Here is a 24,084-nt window from a genome sequence, read left to right on the forward strand (position 1 = left end):
AATCAAATTAATGAAGAAAATTTTAAGTCTTATTGTATTGTCTTTCGGATCACAAAATTTCTACTCTCAAAGTTTTATTCAGGCTTATCAAAACAGAGCAAACCAGGTTTCTCAGACCAATATTACAACAAATTTACAGGAATTTTCAAATTTCGGAATCAAAACTACAGGTTCTGCAAATAACGTCAATGCGTTTAACTGGATCAAAAATAAATATCTTTCTTACGGCTATTTGGCAAGTCAGATTGCCGAAGATCCGTTTTCTTACACTTCCGGAAGCAATACCATTAATTCTAAAAATTTAGTAATTACAAAAATCGGAACGGTTTATCCTGATAAATTTGTGATTATTTGCGGGCATTTTGATAGCATCAACGGACCGGGAGTCAATGACAACGGAAGCGGAACTTCTATTATTTTGGAAGCGGCGAGAATTTTAAAAGATATTCCTACAGAATATTCTATTAAGTTTATCCATTTTTCAGGAGAAGAACAAGGCTTGAAAGGTAGTCTTCATTATGCCAATAATGTTGCTTATCAGGGTACCAACCGTGTATTGGATATTAAACTGGTTTTTAATCTCGATCAGGTGGGAGGAAAAATGGGGAACAATAACAATACGATTTATTGTGACGAAGATATGGGAGGTAATCCTAATAATACTGCAGCTTCTGTTGCGGCTACACAACAACTGGTAACTCTTACAGGTCTTTATTCACCGCTTTTAACAGATATTGATGAAGCTGAAGACACAGATTATATTCCATTTGAGCTGAAAGGTGAAGTGATTACGGGCTATTTTGAGAGGTTAAGAAGCAATTATCCTCATACCGCAAACGATACATTTGCCAATACAGATCCAGTTTATATTTATAATGTAGGAAAAGCTTCAGTGGGTGCACTTCAACATTTTGCAGTAGCCACCACTTCAATTTTAAGTACTGATGAAAATTCCACAAACGAATGGGAACAGACAACGATTTATCCTAATCCTGCAAAGGAATTTCTGAATATCAAACTGCCAAAAAATGCAAAAAATTTCTCATTTGAATTGATCGATTTGCTTGGACATTCGTTCTTAAAAACAGAAAATCAGACTAAAATCAACATTTCGGGTATTACAAAAGGTGTTTATTTGGGAAAGATTATCACCGATAATCACACAGTCGTAAGAAAAGTTGTGATTGAATAATATACTTAAAACCTGCAAAATGCAGGTTTTTTTATTGATTACGATCCAAAAGAATTTTTTCAATTTCCTGCAAGGAAAAGTTTTTGGCTTTCAGTAAAATCAGGAAATGATAAAGAAGATCTGCGGCTTCATTTTTAAATAAATCAGCATCATTATCTTTAGCTTCAATGACTAATTCTACAGCTTCCTCTCCTACTTTTTGTGAGATTTTATTGATTCCTTTCTGAAAAAGCGAATAAGTGTATGAATCTTCAACTTTGTTATCAATTCTCTGAGCAATTTTTTCTTCTAATTCATATAAAAAACCTTTCGTTTCTTTATCTCCGAAACAACTGAAACTTCCGGTGTGACAAACGATATTTTCAGGAATTACTTTTATTAAAATTGTATCCTGATCGCAATCTATTGATACATTTTTTACTTTTAAAAAATTCCCTGATTCCTCACCTTTTGTCCATAGTCTGTTTTTTGAGCGACTGAAAAAAGTAACAACTCCTTCTTTTTTTGTTTTTTCTAAAGCCTCTTTGTTCATATAACCCAACATCAAAACCTGCAAAGTTCTGTCATCCTGAATAATGACAGGAACCAAACCATTTGTTTTATTAAAATCTATCATCTTATTGCCATTTTTTTTAATTTTAATTCTTCTTTTAATTCATTGATACCGATTTCGCCAAAATGGAAAATGCTTGCAGCCAAAGCTCCCGTTGCTTTTGTCTGATTAAATACATTTTCAAAATCTTCTATTTTTCCCGCTCCTCCGGAAGCAATCACAGGAATATTGATACTTTCTGAAATTAATTTTGTCATTTTCAGATCAAAACCATTTTTAGTTCCGTCACCATCCATTGAGGTTAAAAGAATTTCACCTGCACCCAATTCTTCTGATCTTTTCGCCCAATCTGAAGTTTGTAAAGAAGTCTGCTCTCTCCCACCTTTTATGAATACCCAATCAGAATCATTGATAAATTTTGTATCGATTGCAACTACAATACATTGACTTCCAAATTCTTTTGACAAATCAGATATTAGTTTCGGATTTTTAACCGCCGAGGAATTGATACTGATTTTATCGGCTCCGGCTTCAAGCAACTTCCTTACATCTTCCACCGTAGAAATTCCTCCACCTACTGTAAACGGAATGCTCAATTCTTTTGCAATATCTTTTACCAATTTTACAAAAGTTTTTCGCTCTTCAATCGTTGCCGTAATGTCAAGGAAAACCAATTCGTCTGCGCCTTCATTTTCATATTTTTTAGCAAGTTCGATAGGATTTCCGGCATTGATCAAACCTTCAAAATTAATTCCTTTCACCGTTGTTCCGTCTTTGATATCCAGACAGGGAATGATTCTTTTTTTAAGCATTTTCAATAAAATTTTGAAGCTGATTGAGTGATATTTTATTTTCATAAATTGCTTTCCCGATAATCGTTCCGGAACAGCCAATTTCTTTCATTTTGAAAACGTCTTCGATACACGAAATTCCTCCACTTGCGATGAGATTTATATCAGCTTTTGCTAAAATTTCCTGATACAATTCTGTCGAAGCTCCTTCCAGCATTCCGTCTTTTGAAATATCCGTACAGATCACATTTTTTATATTTTTTCCTTGATATTGCAGAATAAAATCAATGATATCTCTGTCACTTTCTTCAAGCCAGCCAGAAGTTTTTATTTTTCGGTTTTCACAATCAGCTCCGAGAATTATTTTTCCAGAACCGTATTTTTCAATAATTTCATAACAAAATTCAGGATTATGGACGGCAATACTGCCAATTGTAATCTGCTTTGCTCCCGAATTAAAGGCAATTTCAATATCTCTTTCTGTTTTCAGTCCACCTCCGAAATCGATGTGCAATGAAGTTTCATTGGCAATCTTTTCCAACACTTTTTGATTGACAATATGTTTGGATTTTGCTCCGTCTAAATCTACCAAATGAAGAAACTGTATTCCGAAGCTCTCAAATTTTTTTGCAACTTCTACAGGATTCTCATTATATATTTTTTTTGTGCTGTAATCACCTTTTGAAAGTCTCACACATTTTCCGTCGATGATATCTATGGCTGGAATTATTTTCATCATTAAATTTTTAAAAAGTTCTTCAATAATTGATTCCCAAATTCCCCTGATTTTTCAGGATGAAACTGTGTTGCAAAGAAATTATCTTTCTGCAAGGTTGCGCTGAATGGCAAAATATAATCACAGACAGAAGTTGTAAAATCTGATAATTCACAAAAATAACTGTGAACAAAATAAAAATCATTTTCTTCCGAAATCTCAGAAAACAATGGTGATTTCAAATCTGAAACTGTATTCCAACCCATGTGCGGAACGATATTTTCTGATGGAAATTTTTTAACATTTATATCAAAAATCCCCATTCCCATTGTGTTTCCTTCTTCATTGTTTCCACACATCAACTGCATTCCGAGACAGATTCCGAGAACTGGCTGAGTCAATTTTGGAATTAACTGATCCAAACCTTTTTCTTTCAACAATTTCATCGTTGAAGAAGCTTCACCAACTCCAGGGAAAATCACTTTATCGGCATTTTGTATCAAATCAAAATCATCCGTGATTATCGATTTTTTGCCTAATCTGTTTAATGCATTTTGAACCGAATTCACGTTTCCGCCATTGTATTTTATAATTGCAATCATTTATAAACTTCCTTTTGTTGATGGTAAATTAAAATTCTGATCTGTCTGATTTACAGCCATTTTTATCGATTTTGCAAAAGCTTTAAAAACAGATTCAATCTTGTGATGCTCATTATTTCCTTCCGATTTTATATTTAAATTTGATTTGGAAGAATCTGTGAATGATTTAAAAAAGTGAAAAAACATTTCTGCAGGTACATCACCAATTTTTTCTCTATTAAATTCAACATCCCAAACCAACCACGGTCTTCCTCCAAAATCGATCGCAACCTGAGACAGACAATCATCCATCGGAAGCAAAAAGCCATATCTTTCAATTCCTTTTTTTTTGCCTAAAGCATGTAAAATCGCTTCTCCCAAAACAATTGCTGTGTCCTCAATCGTGTGATGCTCATCAACTTGCAAATCGCCGCTTACTTTTATTTTTAAATCTAAATTTCCGTGTTTTGAGATCTGTTCTAGCATGTGATCGAAAAAATGAAGTCCTGTAGAAATCTCAGAATTTCCGCTTCCGTCAAGATTTACTTCGATTTCAATTTCTGTTTCATTGGTTTTTCTGTATACTTTAGCTTTTCGTGGAATCTGCTTTAAAAACTGATAGATTTCGCTCCAGTTTTTCGTAGTCAATTCGGCTTCTTCATTTGCATCTTCGCTGATAAAAATAGCTTTTGTTCCTAAGTTTTTTGCTAATTCAATATCAGTCAATCGATCACCGATTACATAAGAATTTTCGAGATCATAATTTCCGTGAATATATTTTCCTAGCATCCCGGTTTGGGGTTTTCTTGTATTTAAATTTTCGTACTCAAAACTTTTATCAATGAAAACATCTGTGAAGAATATTCCTTCATTTTCAAATGCTTTCATCATTTTTTCCTGTGGTTTTATAAAATCATCATAAGGAAAACTTTCTGTTCCCAAACCGTCCTGATTGGTTACCATTACCAATTCATAGTCTAGTTCTTTTGCGATTTTTGACAGGTTTTGAAAAACGCCGGGATAAAATTCAAGCTTTTCCAGAGAATCAACCTGAAAATCTATTGGTGGCTCAATAATTAATGTTCCGTCGCGATCGATGAATAATACTTTTTTCATTTTAAATATTTTTTAAAGTATTAATTAATTGGATATTTTCTTCTCTGTTTCCAACATTTATTCTAATGCAGTCCGGAATTTGAGGAAATCTTTTGCTTGTAAGAATTTCGTTTTCTAACAATTTGTGATACACAGTTTCGACATCCTTAAATTTGATAAGAAAAAAATTGGCATCAGTTGGGAAAACTTTTTCGATACATTTTATTTCATCAAATTCCTTCTCTAGCCAAGACCTTTCTTCAATAATCTGTTCCAAATTATTCTGAAATTTACTTACGTTTTCAAGGTTCTCAGAAACTAAATTCAGACTTAAAGAATTGACATTGTAAGGAGCTTTTACGGTGTAAATAAGTTGAGTAATTTCTTCGGAAGAATAAGCGACTCCGACTCTCGCTCCTGCCATTCCCCAAGCTTTTGAAAACGTTTGAAGCACTATTAGATTGGGATATTTTTCTATCAATTCAATCGCTGATCTTTTGTCTGAAAACTCAATGTAAGCTTCATCTACAACTACAATTCCGTTGAAATTTTCGATATAAAATTCAATGTCACTGATTGAATTTCCGGTTGGATTGTTGGGCGAACATAAGAAGAAAATTTTCGGTTGATTTTCTTTAATTATTTTTAAAAATTCTTCTTTCTGAATTTCAAAATTTTCGTCTAACTGAAGTTTTAAAACTGAATTTTCATTGATTGATGCATAAAAACCATACATCGCAAACGAAGGATTTAACATTAAAATGGAATCTTTTTTTGGTTCGCAGAAGATTTTGATGATCAAATCGATCAATTCATCACTTCCGTTTCCGACTGAAATTTGATTGGGTGAAATGTTTTTGAGCTGAGAAATTTGATTCCTGATTTTTTGATGAGTAGAATCCGGATAACGATTGAATTCACCAAACGGACTTTCGTTAGCATCCATCAAAACAGGATTGGCAAATTCATTTTGATCTCTGAAACTGATATAAGGTTGAAGTTCTAAAATGTTTTTTCGAACCAACCGAGTGATATTTATTGTTGTCATTTTATTATTTTAATCTGATTGAAACGGCGTTTTTATGAGCAATTAAACCTTCTGTTTCTGCCATGAGTTCTATGGTTTTGCCTAAATTATGAAGTCCGTCTTTTGATAAATTCTGAAAGGTAATTTTCTTTACAAAACTGTCTAAGGAAACTCCACTATAATTTTTTGCGAAACCATTTGTCGGTAATGTGTGATTGGTTCCGCTTGCATAATCTCCTGCACTTTCACAGGAGTAATTTCCAAGGAAAACCGAACCAGCATTTTGGATTAAAGGAATATAATTCTCAAAATTTTTAATTGCTAAAATTAAATGTTCTGGAGCGTATAAATTGCTGAATTCTAGGGCTTCTTCAATAGTTTTAACTAAAATAAAATGGCTATTGTCTAAGGATTGTTGAGCAAATTCATTTCTTGGGAGACTTTTAAGCTGCTTTTTAATTTCATCAACGGTTTCATTTAAAATTTTAAGATCAGTCGAAATAAAAATCACCTGACTATCACTTCCGTGTTCTGCCTGTGAAAGAAGATCTGCCGCACAGAACTCAGGAACTGCGTTTTCATCTGCAGTAATTAAAACTTCGCTTGGTCCTGCAGGCATATCGATTGCAACACCAAAATTCTGAGCCAATTCTTTTGCTGCAACGACAAACTGATTTCCGGGACCAAAAATTTTATAAACATTAGGAATCGTTTCTGTACCGAAAGTCATCGCCGCAATTGCCTGAGCTCCACCGATTTTGAAGATTTTAGTGATTCCGCAAAGTTGTGCAGTGTAGATAATCGCAGGATTTATTTCTCCGTTTTTGTCTGGTGGTGTGCAAAGAATAATTTCTTTACAACCAGCCAATTGTGCAGGAATTGCAAGCATTAAAACTGTAGAAAACAATGGCGCAGTTCCTCCAGGAATATAAATTCCGACTTTTTCGATGGCTCTGTTTTCTCTCCAGCACGTTACTCCTTTTGTTGTTTCAATTTTCTGAATCTCAGTTTCTTGAGACTTGTGAAATTTTGTAATATTTTCTTTTGCTCGTTGAATAGCATTTTTTAATTCTTCTGAGATTAAGTTTGAAGAATTTTCTATTTCATTTGTCGAAGCAGAAAGATTTTCTAGTTCAACAGAATCAAACTTTTTATTGAATTCAAATAATGCTTTATCTCCAAATTTTTGTACTTCATCGAAAATACCTGAAACGATTTCGGAAATTTCTGCTCTTTTAAAAACAGGTCGTTTTATAAGTTCGTTCCAGTTGTTTTTACTGGGAAATTGGTGTATATTCATCTTAAATAACCATTTTATCGATTGGAATTATTAAAATATCTTGAGCTCCGTTTTCTCTTAGTTCATCAATGACTTCCCAGAAACGTTCTTCATCAATTACGGAGTGAATGCTACTCCAACCTACTTCTGCCAAAGGAATTACAGTCGGACTTTTCAATACAGGAAGCACATTTGAAATATCAGCGATTTTTTCGTTAGGAACATTCATCAGAATATATTTTGAGTTTTTAGCCTTTAAAACAGCTTTGATTCTGAATAAAAGTCTCTCAAGAATATTTTCTTTTTCAGAACTGAGTTGAGAAGTTTTAGCTAAAACAGCTTCAGATTTCAGAATGGTAAGCGTTTCTCTTAAGCCATTTTTAAATAAAGTGCTTCCGGAACTTACGATATCACAGATTCCGTCTGCCAAACCAATGTTGGGAGCAATTTCTACCGAACCTGAAATTACGTGAATATCTGCTTCAATATTATTTCTCTTTAAAAATTGTTTTAGTGTATTCGGATAAGAAGTGGCAATTTTTTTCCCTTGAAAATACTGAAGACTATCTGTTTCGACATCTTTTGGAACGGCCAGAGAAACGCGACATTTTGAGAAACCTAATTTATGAACGGTTGTAATTGCCTTATTTTTTTCAGCTAAAAGATTTTCGCCAACGATCGCTATATCAACTACTCCATCTTCAAGATATTGAGGAATGTCTGAGTTTCTGAGATACATAATTTCCATCGGAAAGTTTTCTACCGAAACTTTTAGCTGGTCTTTGCCGTTGTTTACAGAAATTCCGCAATCTTTGAGAAGCTGCAGAGATTCTTCGTAAAGACGACCGCTTTTTTGGATTGCAATTTTTAATTTACTCATTTCAATTTTCTTATGTCTGAGTAAATGGAAAGTAATTATTGAGATTTTTCTGAGGAGAATTCAGGAAACAAAAAAACCGTCTATAGACTCAGACGGTTTAAATTATAATTATATTTTTTAACACAAATATCAATCAATTCCGTCTTAGCAGAGATGATGATAATGATGTACTGTTAAAAAATTGGGTTTCATTGTTGAATATTTATGGGTACAAATGTAGAACTAATTTTTAACTGACAAAGAATTTTTAAAGAATTTTTTGATAAAGATTCATTAATTCGTTTGCAATGGGTTCGTCATTAAACTTCTGAACAAACTCAAAACCCTTTTCAGCTCGGCGTTTTCTCTCAGATTCATTCGCCCACAGAAATTTTATTTTAGATTGAATATCTAAATAATTTTTTGGATCAATATAAGCAGAATCCTTTCCGCCAGCTTCGGGAAGACAACTTGTATTGCTGGTAATCGTTACCGTTTTTGAAAATAATGCTTCAATTATCGGAATTCCAAAGCCTTCAAAAAAGCTTGGGTAAACAAAAATATCGGACAATTTATAAATCACAGCCAGCTCATCCATTGTAACTCCTTCCAAAAAATTAATCTGTTTTTCTAATTTATTTTTCTTGATGTACTGCTCTATTTTAGCGAAATATTTTGTTTTTCTACCCACAACGACCAAAGGAATTTCAGTTTTGTCGATTGCTTTTACAATGTTTAAAAGATTTTTTCTTTCTTCAATGGTTCCGACATTTAAGATAAATCTTTCAGGAAGATTGAATTTTTCTTTCGTTTTCTGAATAAATTCTTCAGACTGATTTTCTTTAAAAGCCTGATGACAGCCTTGATAAATAACCTCAATTTTATCTTCCGGAACTTTTAAATATTGAATAATATCTCGTTTCGTCTGCTCTGAAATTGCTATGATTTTATCAGCCATTTGAGCCGATCTTTTGAACTTCCAGAAGTGAATTTTTCTGTCAAAAAAAGAATAATATTGAGGGTATCTCATGAAAATAAGATCATGAATGGTAACTACTTTTTTGATCGGAGTTTTGCCCCATTTTAAAGGCAATTCACCAGAAAGTCCATGGAAAATATCGGCGTTTTGTTTTTGTGCATCTTTACCCATTTTAAGCTGTCGCGAAAAGTTTCCTTTTGATGTTTCAACAAAATTAACATTAGGATTTTCTAAAATAGAATTTCCTCTTTCTGATTTGTTTTTATTTAACAGAAGATATTGATTTTCAGGAAAATATTTAGAAAGTATTCTTAGCAGATCTCTGGAATAATTTCCCAAACCGGAAGTGTTGTGAAAGAAACGTTTTGCATCGTAAGCTATCTTCATGATTCTATCTGCTTTTGAAATTCCTGAAAAGTTCCGAATTTATAATTCTTATTTTTTAACCAGCCTACGAAGTTATCAAATCTTTCAACCATTTCATTTCCTGACCTTTTAACTGTAAATCCTGGAAGTTTAAATTCCGGATTTTTAATTTCAGCAAATTCCCAAGGATGAAAATAAATGTTGAGATAATTATCTTTTTTCAAAGTATCAGAAGCTAATTTTTTGTAAAAACTTAATGGAAAATTATGAAAACTCAGCCAAAACAAAGGTATTCTAAAATTGGGAGAAACCGAAGCCGGAATTTGTGTGACACTTTCCTCTTTAAAATAGGTTCGTGAAACTTTTAAGTTGTTATATCTTCCGGGAAGAAAAGTAGGATTTATAGATGAATTGTACAAGTATCCGGCTTTTTCAACTTCTTTTTTATCAACAGGCATCATTCTGGGCATTCTTAATCCTGTAACATTTGTCGAAAATAATTCCTGTAATTTTTCTCTTGACTCTTTTAAATGTTTTACTTCAAATTCAGAATGAAACCATGTATGAGAAGCCAGCTCGTGGCCTTCACTGAGTAATCTTTCGATAAGAGATTTGCTGTTTTCTGCGAAAACTACGGTCGAGAAAAAAGTAGCTTTTGCATGATGTTTTTTAAGAATATTCAAAATTCTTTCTAAGCCAATTTGAGAAATTGAAATCTGCTCTTCAAAGGAAATTTTTCCCTGATATTCGAATGGCATATCAAATTCTTCGATGTCAAAACTTAACAATACCATTTTTAGAAGTTTTTGTTTTTAATAATATAATTGGGTCTGGCTTTGACCTGTTTGAAAATTTTACCTAAATAAATTCCGATAATTCCCAGGATAATCAGTTGTAGACCTCCAAAAAAAACGATCGTCATAATTAATGATGCCCAACCTGAAATTTCTGTTTTTGTTACGAAAGAATGGATGACATACGCTGCGTAACCAATCACGGAAAACCCGGAAAATAAAAAACCTAAATACGCTGCAATGTAAAGAGGTTTTACACTGAATGCGGTGATTCCTGTAAACGCAAAAGTGATCATCTTTTTGAGATTGTAACTGCTTTCTCCTGAAATGCGTTCTGATGCTGTGAAGTCTAATCCGATCTGTTTAAAGCCCATCCAGCTTGTCAATCCGCGTAAAAAAAGATCATCTTCATTGAATTTTCTCATGACTTCAACAACATTCGCATCCATCAGTCTGAAATCTGACCCGCCTCCTTTTGTAAGATTTACATCAGATAAACCGGATAGAATTTTATAGAAAAAATCTGAAGTTTTTCTCTTGAACAAAGAAATTTCTTTGGGATATTTTCTTATCGTTAAAACCACATCATATCCTTCTTCCCATTTCTGAATCATTTTGGGAATCAGTTCAGGTGGATGCTGAAGATCGCCATCCATTGAAATCACGGCATTTCCCAAAGCACTGTCCATTCCGGCTTTTACTGCAGGTTGATGTCCAAAATTTCTGGAAAATTCTATAAACTTAACTTCATTATATATATTCGATAAATCTTCAAGAGCTTTCTGAGTCTGATCTCTGCTTCCGTCGTTCACGAAAATGATTTCAAAATCATAATTTTCTAATTTTGAAAAAATCTCTTTGATTTTCTGATGAATCAACGCAACATTTCCTTCTTCGTTATAGGCGGGAATTACAATAGATATTTTTTTCATTTTACATTATTGTAGGCTATAATCTTTTTCAAAATCTCGGGTCATCAATTCATAAATTATTCTGAACCAAACGACAATGCAAGGTACTGCTTTTAAAGAATATTTAACAATATAATTAACTTTGATGGACTTAGGAAACAAATCTGAAGGTGAAAAACTTGTCAGAATAATTACGAAAACAAGCATGGCAATAACCCATGGTGATCTTTCTTTCTGTAAAAAAAACCAGATCATCACTCCTGCAACTGCAATAATGTAAGTAGGTGATTCTGAACCTGAACTGAATAGTACCAGAAACAATAATGTAGATGCCAAAATCATTAACTGAAAAGCGTAATTTTTATACTGTTTGATTCTGATGTATGGCAAGGCAAATAACGGTAAACCAAATGCTAAAAAAGCAAAATTGGAGATCGAAGCATCTCCCAAAATTCTTCTCACAAAACCCATCAGAGAAATATCCTGATAACTGTTTAAGCTTTGATTCTGAGCATTTTTTTCAGCTAAAGAAACCGACCAGTCTTTGTAACTCTGAATTACAAATTCCGGACTTGAATAAATCATCGGAAAAACAAAGAACAATAATGCAATCACAATTCCGGCGATGATAAATTTCGTTTTGTTTTTAATGAAGAAAAACTGTGATAAACCTACGACTCCATAGATTTTTACGAAAACTCCAACCATGAGTGAGGTTGCTGATTTTACTTCTTTTCTTTCGTAAATATAAGTTGCTGACAACATCAACAATCCGACAAGAGCGATATTAAATTGCAAGCTTAAAGCAGCTGTTATAAATTCCTGTAAGCAAAATAATGCAAATAATGCTTTTTTACCATCAGAAAAGGGAAGTTTGTGAATAGCATAAATAAAGATGAAAGTATTGGCAACATTCCACAGTGAAATTCCGAGCCAATCGGGCATTAAAGCAAATGGAGCAATCAATGCACTAAAGAAAATCCCATAATGATTGGAATCCTGAAAATACTCTGGATATTGTAAATAGAGATTTTTCTCAAGAAGAGTATTGAAATACGTGTATTTAAAAATGAGGTAATTATTGATTGCATTACCTCTAAAGTATTTTGAAATAGCCGTAACGATTGCTATAATAAGATAAACCCCAAATATATACTTGGGGTTTAAAATAAACTTTAAAAATTTTTCTTTCAAGGTTTTTAGTTTTAGGTTAAATATAATTAAACCGCAACATTATTTTCTCTCAAAGCGTCATTCAGTGACGTTTTTTTATCTGTAGATTCCTTTCTTGTACCGATGATCAAAGCACATGGAACCTGATATTCTCCTGCAGGATATTGTCTTGTGTAACTTCCGGGAATCACCACTGAACGTGCAGGAACTCTCCCTTTAATTTCAATTGGCTCAGGACCTGTAACGTCAATAATTTTGGTTGAAGCTGTCAAAACAACATTTGCTCCCAAAACAGCTTCTCTTTCAACATGAACTCCCTCAACAACAATACATCTTGAACCGATAAAGCAGTCATCTTCAATGATTACAGGTGCAGCCTGAAGCGGTTCTAAAACACCACCAATTCCAACACCACCACTTAAATGAACATTCTTACCGATCTGTGCGCAACTTCCAACCGTTGCCCAAGTATCAACCATCGTTCCTGAGTCTACATAAGCTCCGATGTTTACATAAGATGGCATCAAAATTACACCTGAAGCAATGAAGGCACCTTCTCTTGCAACTGCATGAGGTACGACTCTTACTCCTTTTTCAGCATAATTTCTTTTCAACGGCATTTTATCGTGAAACTCAAACGGACCTACTTCAATAGTCTCCATTGTCTGGATCGGGAAATACATTACCACTGCTTTTTTTACCCATTCATTTACCTGCCATCCGTTTTCTGTAGGTTCAGCAACACGAAGTTTTCCTGAATCTAAAAGAGAAATAACTTCTCTGATCGTGGCTTTACTGTCTTCGTTTTGTAATAAATCTCTATTGTCCCAGATGTTTTCGATAGTTTGTTGTAATGACATGTTATAAATTTAATCAGTTTAATAAATATGCCGCCAAAGATACAAAAAAGTTGTGCAAAACGCTTCTAAACTTGCTTACCCGAAAAGGCTTTTATTAAAGAAACTATCAAATCTGAATCTGAATATTCTCAAATTATAAAATTCTCTGTGCATGAAGATAAGCCTTATTCCAATACTTTTCGTTGAGTGATGAAATGATAACGCCTTTCGAAGTAGATGCATGAATAAATTTTATCTCGCCGTCATTTTCTATAGTATGTACAATTCCTACATGAGAAACTCTGCTTCCACCCGCTGTTGCAAAAAACAACAGATCACCCGGTTTCACATCTTCCACATCAATATTTTTTCCGGTATTTGCCTGATCTGCAGATCTTCTTGGTAATTTCAAACCATTATCGTCGAAAACTTTTGTAGTCAATCCCGAACAGTCAAAACCCGAAGATGTGTTACCAGCAAATTTATATGGACTTCCTAAATATTTTTCAGCATCTTTTATAATGTCTTTTGCAGAGCCTGATATTTTACCGTCAAATCTAGAATTCAGTTTTCTTAAATTTTCTGATTTCCCAACTGTATGACTCGAAGATTTTTTAGATTTTGAAATATTTTTTGAACTACCACACGATAAGATTGCAAAAGCAATCAGTAAGACAGCCATGCATTTTAGGGCTATTGTATAGTGTGTTTTTCTGAAGTTCATAATTGACTGATTTTATGTGACAAATTTGATGAAACAAATATAATAATTTAAATTTAATTATACTATAACTATACTACAACTATATTACAATTATACTTTAAAATTATAAAAATAATAAATAATCTGTATATTTGAATTTTGATTACAACACATGGCAACATATGAAAGCTTGATAAAACTCAATGGATCTTTAGGAGATCTTGTTTTCTATAATCTGAATGGTAAAAATGTCGTCCGGAAGAAAAGCGGTTTTAATAAAAATGCATTTAATAAAAGTGCTTCCTATGAAAAAGTACGTCAGAACAGTTCTGAGTTTGGTCATTGTTCAAAGATTGGTAAGATCATCAGACAATGTCTCGCAATTTATATCAAACAATCAGATGATGCCCTACTCTATCAGAGGTTTGCCAAGCTAATGACAGAAATTAAAGATTATGATAGTATTTCACGAAAAGGTAAAAGATGTGTTAAAAAAGGTCTTGAAACAGAACCCGGAATTCAATTACTGAAGAATTTTCGGTTTGGCAGTATTGAAAACCTTACGCATTCAGCATCAGTTTCAGCAGGTTTATGGGATAAGAGCTTAATTTTAGAAAAGGGTATAAGCTACGATGAGATTATTGTAGAAACCGTTCTCATTGACTTTGAAAATTATCAGTCAGAAAATTTTAAACAGATGATACCAGTCGAAAAACAGTTAAACGAATATATTTTTGAAAAACATTTTGAGGATGAAGAATTATTGCTTCATTTTGTGGTTTTAAAGAAAGAAGAAAAAATTACTCACATGGGATTTGTGTAAAGTACATAAAAAAAGCCTGTAAGGAAGATACTTACAGGCTTTATTCTTATAATTGAAAAATTATTTATTCTTTTCGCCGGTCCATGCACCGCTTCTTGTTGGTGTCGGTACAGCATTCGTCCAGTTTCCGTTTCCTTTCTTATCAAGATCCAGCGTTCCTACGAACTGTCCGTCTGCAGGCAGTCCTAATTCTGCCGTTAATTGACCTGAAGCATCCAAATGACCGGAAATATTGTAGTTTTCATTATTGGTTTCAGAATGCATTGTTCCTGTAATGTCACCATCGCTTGCAACTACAAAATTCCATACACCTTTATCACTTCCTGTGTAAGTACCGGACCACGTTCCTATGTAATCATAGATCGTTTCGTCATCTGCAGTACATCCAATTAATAAAAAAGTAGTCACTAAAAGTAAAAAAAATTTCTTCATAGCCTTGATAAAGTTTTGTTTAAGTGGAGAATACGGGGATCGAACCCGTCACCTTTAGACTGCCAGTCTAACGCTCTAGCCAGATGAGCTAATTCCCCTTTGTTTCTGTGCTTTTCACACGAAGCGGTACAAAAGTAAGTAATTAAACCATATTTGCAAATATTTTGTTAAATTTTATTTAAGAAGTTGTTTAAATAACTACAAAATAATCATCTATTCAAGAATATCATCGGAAAAAACGTAAAAAACGTACGCTGAAAACAGCATACGTTTTAATAGAATTATATTAATTTTAATTTACTTCCAGCCGCCACCTAGAGCTTTGTACAAATCTACTGCAGCTTTCATTTTGCTGTATTGTGCATTAGAAATATTAAGCTCTGCATTTAAAGAATTTACGTTGGCATTTAAAACTTCGAGGTAGTTTGCCATACCGTAGTTCACTAATTCCTGAGAATATTCTACAGAATTTTTATAAGCATTTAATTCTTTCGTTTTCAGATCAATAAAAGAATCCTGTACCGAAAAAACTCTGATTGCATCAGAAACCTCTTTTCCTGCCGTAAGAACTGTTTTTCTAAAGTTCAGATATGCTGTTTCTTTATTTGCCAAGCTTACTTCATAGTTGGTTCTGATCTGGCGTCTGTTTAAGATGGGCTGCGCAAATCCTCCGACTAAACTGGCAAAAAGCGAATTGACACTAAACAAATGATCAATATCAACTGACTGTAATCCGCCGCTTCCTGTGAGTCGTAAGGTAGGATAAAACTGAGCCTTTGCTGAGTTTGTCAGTTCAAATGCATTCATCAGGTTAAATTCTGCTTGCATTACATCCGGACGGTTTGACAGTAAATTTGCAGGATAACCCAGAGCAAAGTTTTCTGGCAGCTTTTGACTTTCCAGAGTAGATCTTTCAATCGCTGTTGAAGGCTCACCCATCAAAAGACTCATTGTGTTTTCCAATTGCTGAATCTGCGTATCGATATCAATTAACAAAGACTGAGCATTGTAAACCAAAGCCTGGCTTTGCTGCACAGCAACTTCAGTTAAGGTACCTGCAACTTTCAGGGCTTTTGTTGTTTCTAGATTATTTTCACGAATTTTTATAGTTTCCTGGATAATCTTCTTCTGATCATCCAGAGTAAGCAATTGATAATAGCTTGATGCAATTGAAGAAACCAAGTCACTTTTCACAGCCTTATGAGCAGCAATATTTCCTAAATATGTTGCCAGTTGGGCTTTTTCCTGAGCTTTTAATTTTCCCCACAAATCTGCTTCCCAGGCAATACTTCCGGTAATGTCAAATTGATTGACATACCTTCTCTCGCCGATGATCTGCCCAAACTGAGTGTTCAGCGACTGAGTCTGAAAGGTGTAGCCCGGTCCTACCGTCAATGTCGGTTGATAAGCTGCTTTGCTTTGTCTCAAATATGCTTCTGCGGATGTAATATTCTGTAGTGCGATCCTGATGTCTAAATTATTTTCTAAAGCTTTTGAAATATGCTTCTGAAGAATAGGATCTGTAAATATCTCTTTCCAGGAAATATTGGCAACACTTGTACTGTCCTGTGGAAGCATATCGGTACGGAAGAGTTTTTCATCGACAACCGCAGGTCTCTCATACTCTTTTCTTACATGGCATGAAGTAATGACGATTGCGGTAAGCACTGAAAAAGCGGTTCCTTTTATAATTATTGATAAATTTTTCATTATTTAAATCTTAAAGATTTCTTATTCAGCTAAATTGATGTCTTCTTGTTTGATTGGTTTTATTTTTTCCTGCAAAGTCTGGAAAACCACATATAATACAGGAATTACAAATACTCCTAAAATAGTCCCTATCAACAATCCTATCGCTGCACCTGTTGCAATAGATCTGTTACCAACCGCACCGATTCCGCTTGCTAAAACCAACGGTAGCAAACCAAAGATAAATGCCAGTGAGGTCATTAAAATAGGTCTCAATCTTGCCTTCGCAGCATTAATTGCAGAATCTACAATCGACTCGCCGTGATGTCTTCTTTGGACAGCAAACTCAATGATCAAAATTGCATTTTTGGCAAGTAATCCTACAAGCATGATCAAAGCAATCTGAAAATAAATATTGTTTTCCAGTCCCATGATTTTTTGTCCGAAATAAGCTCCCATTACACCTAAAGGCAGTGAAATCACAACCACAAAAGGTAAAATATAACTTTCGTACTGAGCAGACAGAATGAAATAAACAAATACAAGACTCAAAGCAAAAATCAATAAAGTCTGCGATCCGGAATTTAATTCTTCTCTTGTAAGACCCGTAAATTCAACATCATAATTCTGATCAAGTGTTTCTTTAGCAACTTCCTGCACTGCGGTAATCGCATCACCTGAACTGAAGCCTGCTTTGTTTGCACCGGTAATTTTTACGGAAGTAAATAAGTTGTAACGACCTACAGACTGAGGACCGTATGTTTTGGTCAACGTTACAAACTGTGAAATCGGTGACATCTCGCCGGAACTTGTCTTAACGTAATACTGATTAAGGTTTTCAGCATTTTCTCTGTTCTCGGGAAGAGCCTGAATCATTACCCTGAACTGCTTGCCGTATTTGGTAAAGTCAGCACCGTAGATTCCACCGATATAACCCTGCATTGTTGCCAAAATATCGTTCACAGAAACACCTTTTTGTTTCGCCAGAGGAACATTGATTTCCATCATATACTGCGGATATTTTGTATTGAATGAGGTCTGTGCAAATTCAATTTCCGGTCTTTGCATCAGGTTTCCGATAAACTCATTTGTTTTGGCATCCAATTCAGCAAAATCACCACCGGATTTATCCAAAAGAACCATCTCAAAACCTGCACTGTTACCAAATCCGGGTACACTTGGAGGCTGGAAGAATACTACCTTTGCATCAGGAACTTTACCTGCTAAACCAAATAATCTTTTAGAAATTTCTTCTGAAGATAGGCCATCTCCTTTTCTGTCGTCAAATGGTTTTAGCTTAATGAAAGCAAGTCCGTTGTTGCTTCCGTTTCCTGAAAGCAATCCACGACCTGTAGAAATGGTTACATTCTGAATTCCCGGAATCTGCAATGCGTTTTTCTGCAACGTTTTCAAAACATTATACGTTCTTTCCATAGATGCTCCGGGAGGAAGCTGTACGTCTGTAAAGATAATTCCTCGGTCTTCTGTAGGTACAAAACCTTTTTTCATGCTGCCATTTGCCCAATAAATAATTCCACATGTAACAACAAGAATTACTAAAGTCACCCACTTATGCTTGATAAGGAAATTAAATCCTCTTCCGTAACGCTCTGTGGCAGTTTTGAACCCTATGTTAAATTTATAAAAGAATTTCTGGATGAAATTTTTATTCTTATAATCTTCGTGATGATCTTCATGTGGCTTTAGGAATAATGAACATAAAACCGGACTCAACGTCAATGCATTGACTGCTGAAATGATGATTGCAATAATCAGCGTGATTCCAAACTGCTGATAAAATACACCTGTAGGACCTGTAATAAAGGTTACCGGAATAAATACCGCCGCCATTACCAAAGTGATTGAGATAATCGCTCCGGTGATCTCATCCATTGCCTCAACGGTTGCTTTCTTAGCATTCGAAATACCGTTTTCCATCTTGGCGTGTACAGCCTCGACGACGACAATCGCATCATCGACCACAATACCGATTGCCAATACTAATGCGAAAAGCGTCAGTAAGTTTAATGAATACCCAAATAAATTAAGGAAAAAGAAAGTACCCACAATAGAAACCGGAACAGCAATCGCAGGAATCAAGGTTGATCTGAAATCCTGCAGGAAAATGTATACTACAATAAATACGAGGATGAATGCCTCAATCAAAGTATGAATTACTTTTTCAATAGATGCATCCAAAAACTCGTTGGTATCAAAGTTAAAGGTATATTTTACACCTTCAGGATAAGAACTTTCATTTTCTTTAAGCTGTTTTTTGATGTTTTCAATAATTTCCTGGGCGTTTGATCCCGGAGTTTGGAATACCCCCATACTGATTGACGGATTATCTCCGTTTTCACCCACTCCGGAATAAGAAAGACCTCCTAATTCTACTTTTGCAACATCTTTCAGCATTAAATTCTGCCCATCCGGAAGAGATTTTATGATAATATCATCGTACTGTTCCTTTTCACTGAACTTTCCTACATACTTAATGATATATTCAAAAGAACTTCCGCTGTTTTGTCCTAAAGAACCAGCTGCAGCTTCCCTGCTTTGATCGTTAATAGCAGTTGTAACTTCTGTTGGTGTTATTCCGTAAGCTGCCAATTTTGCAGGATCAAGCCAGATTCTCATTGAGTAGTTTTTTCCACCAAAAACGTTGGCTTCACCTACTCCGTTAATCCTCTGAAGATTTGGAATAACGTTGATATTCAAAAAGTTTTGAAGATAAACGTCATCAATATTTTTATTTTCAGAATAAAAAGAAAGATACATCAATGCACTGGTCTGCTGTTTCTGGGTTACCACACCTGCTCTCGTCACTTCGCTCGGAAGCAACGGTGATGCTCTCGCAACGCGGTTTTGTACGTTTACCGCAGCAATATCTGCATCAACTCCTTGTTTAAAAAATACCTGAATCTGAGCTGAACCGTCATTTCCTGCTGTGGAAGTGATATAATCCATTCCTTCAACACCATTGATCTGCTCCTCCAAAGGAACAACCACACTCTTCATTACGGTTTCAGCATTAGCTCCGGTATAGTTTGCTCGTACACTCACCGTTGCCGGTGCGATGTCTGGATACTGTGTCACCGGAAGTGCTGTAAGACCCAAAACACCGAGAATAACGATCAGGATAGAGATTACAGTGGATAAAACCGGCCTGTTAATAAAGTTTTTTATCATTAGAATTTCGGTTTTACTGATTGAACGAGGCTATCCATACTGATTTTCTTAGGTTTTACTGCTGTACCGGGTTTTATGTTTCCTGTTCCTGCAGCAATGATCACTTCACCTTTTTTCAAGCCTGATTTTATTAAAGCTAAATTGTCAATTCTTTCAATCACTTCAACAACGGCATTTCTTGCAGTGTCTTTTTCAACTTTATAAACGTAAACAATACCTTGCTGCTCGTACGTTGCACTTTCCGGAACAACCAAAACGTTATCATACGTTTTAGGGAACCTGATGCTTCCGCTGTTTCCGTTGCTTAATATTTTCTGTGGATTGGTAAAACCTACCCTGAACTGGATGGTTCCTGTAGTGGGATCTATAGAACCGGTAATTGCTTCTATTCTTCCTTTCTCAGGATAAATGCTGCCGTTTGCCAATTGTAATTCAACCATCGGAAGGTTTTTGATCTTTTCAGGAACAGTTGCTCCTACAGATTTTTCAAGAAAATCAAAATATTCCTTTTCATTCATTGAAAAATAAGCGAAAATCTGTGATGTATCTGAAATTGTCGTTAAAGCTACCTGGTCAGTTGGACCGACCAAACTCCCTACTTTTAATGGTAATTTGCCAATAACTCCCGAAATAGGCGCACGAATAATAGAATAATCAACGTTTGCTGCAGCGCCTTTATAATTGGCACTCGCCTGTTGTCTTGCTGCAATTGCCTGCTGAACCTGAGCCTGAGCTTGAGAAAGATTGGCTTGAGCGGTCTGAAGCTGAATATTACTGATAATGTTTTTTTCAACCAATGGTTTAAGCTTGTTGACTTCTACCTGTGCTGCATTTACTGCGGCCTGAGCGGCGGCAATATTTGACTGTGCAGCACCTACTCCTGCTTTTGCTGCGGCTGCAGTTTCATTTAAAGTATTGGTTTCGAGACGGAATAATGGCTGTCCTTTCGTAACATACTGACCTTCATCCACCAAAACCTGGGTTATATATCCCTGAATTTTGGCACGTACGTCATTATTCACTCTGCCTTCTATACTTGCCGGGAAAATATCGTAACCCGTTATATTTTTATTTTCTACTGCTACTACAGGAAAAGTCTTCGGACCTTCCTGTTTCGGAGCTTCTTTTTTGCAGGCCGTCAGCGAAAATGCTGCTATAGAAAATAGTATAAGCTTGTTTGTCATTTTATAGTTTATTAAGAGATTCCTGAATATTTACGATACTTTTATTTAAAAGAGATTTATAGACTTCTAATTTTTCGTCATAATCTTCATCCTTTACTTTTCTGAAATGATTGAGATCATCCAATAGCTTTAGCTCATCCTGCATTTTCTGTACTATTTTTTCAAATCTTATTTTTTTATAATCATCATTGGCGAAAAAATAGCGTTTTCTTTCATCCATTTTATTGATGTCAACAATCAATTGTGAATTTAATAAGAGAGCAATATTAGTAGAAACCGAACTTTTACTTGCCGAGAACACATCAACGAACTCATCAAAAGTAATTCCAACTTTTTCAAAATCGAAAATAAGGTAGGAGTAGATTTTAGAAGCCAATGGAGGCAGATTAAACATTGTACTGTAAAATTTTACAGCATCCTGAAAAATCTTCTCATCAATTTCTATACTTCTATTCATTGCATAAAATTTTGAACAAAAGTAAAATTTAGTTCGGAACTAAACGAACAAAGTTAATAGAGTTTATGAATATATAGTTTCTTAAAGAATCAATCAAAATGCATTTAACCTTTTACTGTTTTTTAAATCAATACTTTTTCAAATGCCTTCCGAACTCCTCCGGCAAGAAAAACTTCACCACAGTATGTATAACCTTTATTAGCTAAAATCTTAAGCATTGCTGCATTATCATAGTTGGTGTCTACCTTGATACTATGAACATTTTGGGAGCTTACAAAGTCTTCAATAAGATCAAAAAGTTTTTTGGCAAGCCCTTGTCCGGCAAACTTCTCGGAAACTGCAACCCTGTGAATCACAACAAACTCACCGTCAGTAAGCCACGCTCCATCAATTGTGCTGTAAGCCGGCTCATCGTTAAAAATCAAAGCAACATACACTGCAATTTCATCATTTACAGTAAGAACAAAACCAAAGTTTTTAGCAAGATCACTTTCTATGGTTTGTTGATTCGGGTAACCATTCTGCCACTGAGTACTGCCGTCGATTCTTCGTCTTTCGATTGATTGCTGTATGATTTCCCAGATTGTATCTTTATCCTGAATTTCTGCTTTTCTAAATTTGATGATGCTATCCTGAGTCATTGAGTTTGTTTTTTTTTATGATTTTAAAACTTCTGCGGTAGAGATTATGATCAATAAATATATATTCCTACAATATCTATAATCTGATTTTTAAAATATGACAAAAAAAACCGAAAACTAATTGTATTAATTTTCGGTTCCGAAGTAGTAAAATTTAAAATTATGAAATTGATTTTTTATTGATTTTGATTTTGCTGAAGATAAGCATCAATAATATCAAATGCTTTTTTCTCATCCTGCAAATCTACCATCACTTTCAAAGATGTTGCTGTTGGCGTCGTTGTGAATGTGAGGTAATTATTTTCAACGGCATTTGTAATCTGCGCCTCTTCCAATTTTGATTTGATCAACTGAATTTCTGAAGGTTTATCGCTTTCAAAAACTGATACTCTCGTGTTGCGTTCCATATAATATACATTTTGAGTATCTAAATATAGGATGTTTTTTTCAGAATTCCAAATTTTGAAATTTTAAATTTTATTAATATTACCCTCTATTTTATCTAATGCAATCTGAATTTCTTCCTTTGTAACATTCAAATGGGGTCTGAAACGTATCGATTGATCACCGCATGCCAGAATAATAAGACCGTCATTAAATAAGATTTCTCTCAAATGATTTCTCTGCTCATGTGTTGGCAAATCAATCGCACACATCAATCCCCTTCCTCTTGCATTAGAAATTTTTTCAGGATATTTTTTAGCTAAATTCTGTAAGCCTTCCAATAAATATTCACCAACAACTTGAGCATTTTCAACTAAATTTTCATTTTCAATCACTTCCATCACCAATTGGAAACGAAGCATATCAATAAAATTTCCTCCAAAAGTTGAATTGATCCTTGAGCTTTCTCTGAAAACATTATTTGGAACTTCATCAAATTTTTCTCTATTTGCCAAAACTCCACAAACCTGCGTTTTTTTACCAAAAGAAATAATATCCGGTCGAATGCTGAAATGTTCAAACGCCCACATTTTCCCTGTGATCCCGATTCCTGTTTGCACTTCGTCAAAGATTAATAAAACTTCGTGCTCGTCGCAAATATTTCTCAATTCAACGAAAAACTCATCTCTGAAATGATTGTCTCCTCCTTCAGCCTGTATTGGTTCAATGATGATACATGCAACTCTGTCGGGGTTTGACAAAATTGCTTCGCCAATATTTAATAAAGCCAATCGTTCATTATTGATGGTTTCCTCAAGGTTTTCTTCAGTAATCGGAAAGGTTAATTTCGGATTCAGAATTCTTGGCCATTCAAACATCGGAAAATATTGATATTTTCTTGGATCTGAAGTATTTGTAAGACTTAAAGTATACCCGCTTCTCCCATGAAATGCCTGTCTGAAATGGATGCAAATTCCGGCTTCAATGTCAAGACCTTTATCAAAATTCTTTCTTGTTTTCCAGTCGAAACAGGCTTTCATTGCATTTTCAACGCCTAAAGTTCCGCCTTCAATGAAAAAAGCATACTGAAGTTCTTGGGGCATTACCACTCTTTCGAAAGTGTCTAAAAAATCTGCATATTCTTTAGAATACACATCTGCCAAAGTCGGTTTATTGATTGCCATTTTCCCCAGCCAATCAGATTTTCCGACTAAATAAGGATGGTTGTAACCGATCGAAGCCGAGCCAAACATCGAAAACATATCCAGATAATTTTTACCTGTGATTGAATCATGAATCCAGGAGCCATGAGAGTTTTCAATATCCATAACAAAGTCAAAACCGTCTGCCAAAACGTGTTTTCCTACGGTTTCTTTTACTTTATTTCTTTTTGTTTCTATTGTATGTTCCATATTTTGTGTGAATTGA

At 34.6% G+C, this 24,084-nt stretch carries 24 protein-coding genes and 1 tRNA gene; 2 read left to right on the forward strand and 23 right to left on the reverse strand.

Annotated features, from left to right (window positions below; all coding sequences use genetic code 11):
* Positions 1-10: 10 nt before the first annotated feature.
* A complete protein-coding gene (locus tag AC4FQ5_RS06290; protein WP_491141667.1) occupies positions 11-1,192 on the forward strand; it encodes a M28 family peptidase in 1,182 nt (393 codons plus the stop codon).
* A gap of 31 nt (positions 1,193-1,223) precedes the next feature.
* On the opposite strand, the gene hisIE is transcribed toward AC4FQ5_RS06290, so the two are convergent.
* The 14 genes from hisIE to AC4FQ5_RS06360 form a co-directional block, all read right to left on the reverse strand.
* Complete coding sequence (gene hisIE / locus AC4FQ5_RS06295; protein WP_491141670.1) at positions 1,224-1,808, reverse strand: bifunctional phosphoribosyl-AMP cyclohydrolase/phosphoribosyl-ATP diphosphatase HisIE; 585 nt, start codon at positions 1,806-1,808, stop codon at positions 1,224-1,226.
* Positions 1,805-2,557 (reverse strand): imidazole glycerol phosphate synthase subunit HisF, encoded by a 753-nt coding sequence (gene hisF, locus AC4FQ5_RS06300; RefSeq protein ID WP_491141672.1) that lies wholly within the window; start codon positions 2,555-2,557, stop codon positions 1,805-1,807. Before hisF ends, hisIE begins: the two co-directional genes overlap by 4 nt.
* Positions 2,550-3,272 (reverse strand): 1-(5-phosphoribosyl)-5-[(5-phosphoribosylamino)methylideneamino]imidazole-4-carboxamide isomerase, encoded by a 723-nt coding sequence (gene hisA, locus AC4FQ5_RS06305; RefSeq protein WP_491141674.1) that lies wholly within the window; start codon positions 3,270-3,272, stop codon positions 2,550-2,552. The genes hisF and hisA overlap by 8 nt, the downstream gene beginning before the upstream one ends.
* A gap of 2 nt (positions 3,273-3,274) precedes the next feature.
* A complete protein-coding gene (hisH, locus tag AC4FQ5_RS06310) occupies positions 3,275-3,853 on the reverse strand; it encodes an imidazole glycerol phosphate synthase subunit HisH (protein ID WP_491141675.1) in 579 nt (192 codons plus the stop codon).
* Positions 3,854-4,948 carry a bifunctional histidinol-phosphatase/imidazoleglycerol-phosphate dehydratase HisB gene (gene hisB, locus AC4FQ5_RS06315; protein WP_491141677.1) on the reverse strand — a complete coding sequence of 365 codons (1,095 nt, stop codon included), beginning with the start codon at positions 4,946-4,948 and terminating at the stop codon, positions 3,854-3,856. It abuts the gene before it with no gap.
* 1 nt (position 4,949) lies between these two features.
* Positions 4,950-5,975 (reverse strand): histidinol-phosphate transaminase, encoded by a 1,026-nt coding sequence (hisC, locus tag AC4FQ5_RS06320; protein WP_491141679.1) that lies wholly within the window; start codon positions 5,973-5,975, stop codon positions 4,950-4,952.
* 4 nt (positions 5,976-5,979) lie between these two features.
* The gene (gene hisD / locus AC4FQ5_RS06325) at positions 5,980-7,254 is read right to left on the reverse strand and encodes a histidinol dehydrogenase (protein ID WP_491141680.1); all 1,275 of its coding nucleotides are present in this window, start codon (positions 7,252-7,254) and stop codon (positions 5,980-5,982) included.
* A gap of 1 nt (position 7,255) precedes the next feature.
* The gene (gene hisG / locus AC4FQ5_RS06330) at positions 7,256-8,113 is read right to left on the reverse strand and encodes an ATP phosphoribosyltransferase (protein WP_491141681.1); all 858 of its coding nucleotides are present in this window, start codon (positions 8,111-8,113) and stop codon (positions 7,256-7,258) included.
* 247 nt (positions 8,114-8,360) lie between these two features.
* Entirely contained in the window at positions 8,361-9,458 is a 1,098-nt protein-coding gene (locus AC4FQ5_RS06335) for a glycosyltransferase family 4 protein (protein ID WP_491141682.1), read from the reverse strand.
* Positions 9,455-10,231, reverse strand: coding sequence for a polysaccharide deacetylase family protein (locus tag AC4FQ5_RS06340; RefSeq protein WP_491141684.1), 777 nt, complete (start codon positions 10,229-10,231; stop codon positions 9,455-9,457). The genes AC4FQ5_RS06335 and AC4FQ5_RS06340 overlap by 4 nt, the downstream gene beginning before the upstream one ends.
* 2 nt (positions 10,232-10,233) lie before the next feature.
* The gene (locus tag AC4FQ5_RS06345) at positions 10,234-11,163 is read right to left on the reverse strand and encodes a glycosyltransferase family 2 protein (RefSeq protein WP_491141685.1); all 930 of its coding nucleotides are present in this window, start codon (positions 11,161-11,163) and stop codon (positions 10,234-10,236) included.
* A gap of 6 nt (positions 11,164-11,169) precedes the next feature.
* The gene (locus AC4FQ5_RS06350; protein WP_491141687.1) at positions 11,170-12,336 is read right to left on the reverse strand and encodes a glycosyltransferase family 87 protein; all 1,167 of its coding nucleotides are present in this window, start codon (positions 12,334-12,336) and stop codon (positions 11,170-11,172) included.
* Positions 12,337-12,362: 26 nt separating this feature from the next.
* Positions 12,363-13,175: a 2,3,4,5-tetrahydropyridine-2,6-dicarboxylate N-succinyltransferase gene (locus AC4FQ5_RS06355; RefSeq protein ID WP_263001976.1), complete on the reverse strand. Its 813-nt coding sequence runs from the start codon at positions 13,173-13,175 to the stop codon at positions 12,363-12,365.
* Positions 13,176-13,308: 133 nt separating this feature from the next.
* Positions 13,309-13,878 (reverse strand): C40 family peptidase, encoded by a 570-nt coding sequence (locus tag AC4FQ5_RS06360; protein ID WP_491141689.1) that lies wholly within the window; start codon positions 13,876-13,878, stop codon positions 13,309-13,311.
* A 151-nt stretch (positions 13,879-14,029) separates the two neighbouring features.
* On the opposite strand from AC4FQ5_RS06360, the gene AC4FQ5_RS06365 reads away from it, so the two are divergent.
* Positions 14,030-14,680, forward strand: a complete 651-nt coding sequence (locus tag AC4FQ5_RS06365; protein ID WP_491141691.1) for a hypothetical protein — start codon at positions 14,030-14,032, stop codon at positions 14,678-14,680.
* A 60-nt stretch (positions 14,681-14,740) separates the two neighbouring features.
* Here the strand turns inward: AC4FQ5_RS06365 and AC4FQ5_RS06370 are convergent, their stop codons facing one another.
* The 9 genes from AC4FQ5_RS06370 to lat form a co-directional block, all read right to left on the reverse strand.
* Positions 14,741-15,112 carry a hypothetical protein gene (locus AC4FQ5_RS06370; protein ID WP_491141692.1) on the reverse strand — a complete coding sequence of 124 codons (372 nt, stop codon included), beginning with the start codon at positions 15,110-15,112 and terminating at the stop codon, positions 14,741-14,743.
* 24 nt (positions 15,113-15,136) lie between these two features.
* A tRNA-Ala gene (locus tag AC4FQ5_RS06375) sits at positions 15,137-15,210 on the reverse strand.
* 199 nt (positions 15,211-15,409) lie between these two features.
* A complete protein-coding gene (locus tag AC4FQ5_RS06380) occupies positions 15,410-16,822 on the reverse strand; it encodes an efflux transporter outer membrane subunit (protein WP_491141694.1) in 1,413 nt (470 codons plus the stop codon).
* Positions 16,823-16,843: 21 nt separating this feature from the next.
* Positions 16,844-19,990, reverse strand: coding sequence for an efflux RND transporter permease subunit (locus AC4FQ5_RS06385; protein ID WP_491141696.1), 3,147 nt, complete (start codon positions 19,988-19,990; stop codon positions 16,844-16,846).
* Positions 19,990-21,174: an efflux RND transporter periplasmic adaptor subunit gene (locus AC4FQ5_RS06390; protein ID WP_491141698.1), complete on the reverse strand. Its 1,185-nt coding sequence runs from the start codon at positions 21,172-21,174 to the stop codon at positions 19,990-19,992. The genes AC4FQ5_RS06385 and AC4FQ5_RS06390 overlap by 1 nt, the downstream gene beginning before the upstream one ends.
* A gap of 1 nt (position 21,175) precedes the next feature.
* Complete coding sequence (locus tag AC4FQ5_RS06395) at positions 21,176-21,631, reverse strand: GbsR/MarR family transcriptional regulator (protein WP_491141700.1); 456 nt, start codon at positions 21,629-21,631, stop codon at positions 21,176-21,178.
* Between the two features lie 122 nt (positions 21,632-21,753).
* Complete coding sequence (locus AC4FQ5_RS06400) at positions 21,754-22,272, reverse strand: GNAT family N-acetyltransferase (protein ID WP_491141702.1); 519 nt, start codon at positions 22,270-22,272, stop codon at positions 21,754-21,756.
* Positions 22,273-22,448: 176 nt separating this feature from the next.
* Positions 22,449-22,679, reverse strand: coding sequence for a DUF2007 domain-containing protein (locus AC4FQ5_RS06405; RefSeq protein ID WP_491141704.1), 231 nt, complete (start codon positions 22,677-22,679; stop codon positions 22,449-22,451).
* A 63-nt stretch (positions 22,680-22,742) separates the two neighbouring features.
* Positions 22,743-24,068, reverse strand: a complete 1,326-nt coding sequence (gene lat, locus AC4FQ5_RS06410; protein WP_491141706.1) for an L-lysine 6-transaminase — start codon at positions 24,066-24,068, stop codon at positions 22,743-22,745.
* Positions 24,069-24,084: the final 16 nt, after the last annotated feature.

The organism is Chryseobacterium sp. DT-167 (genome assembly GCF_058310155.1).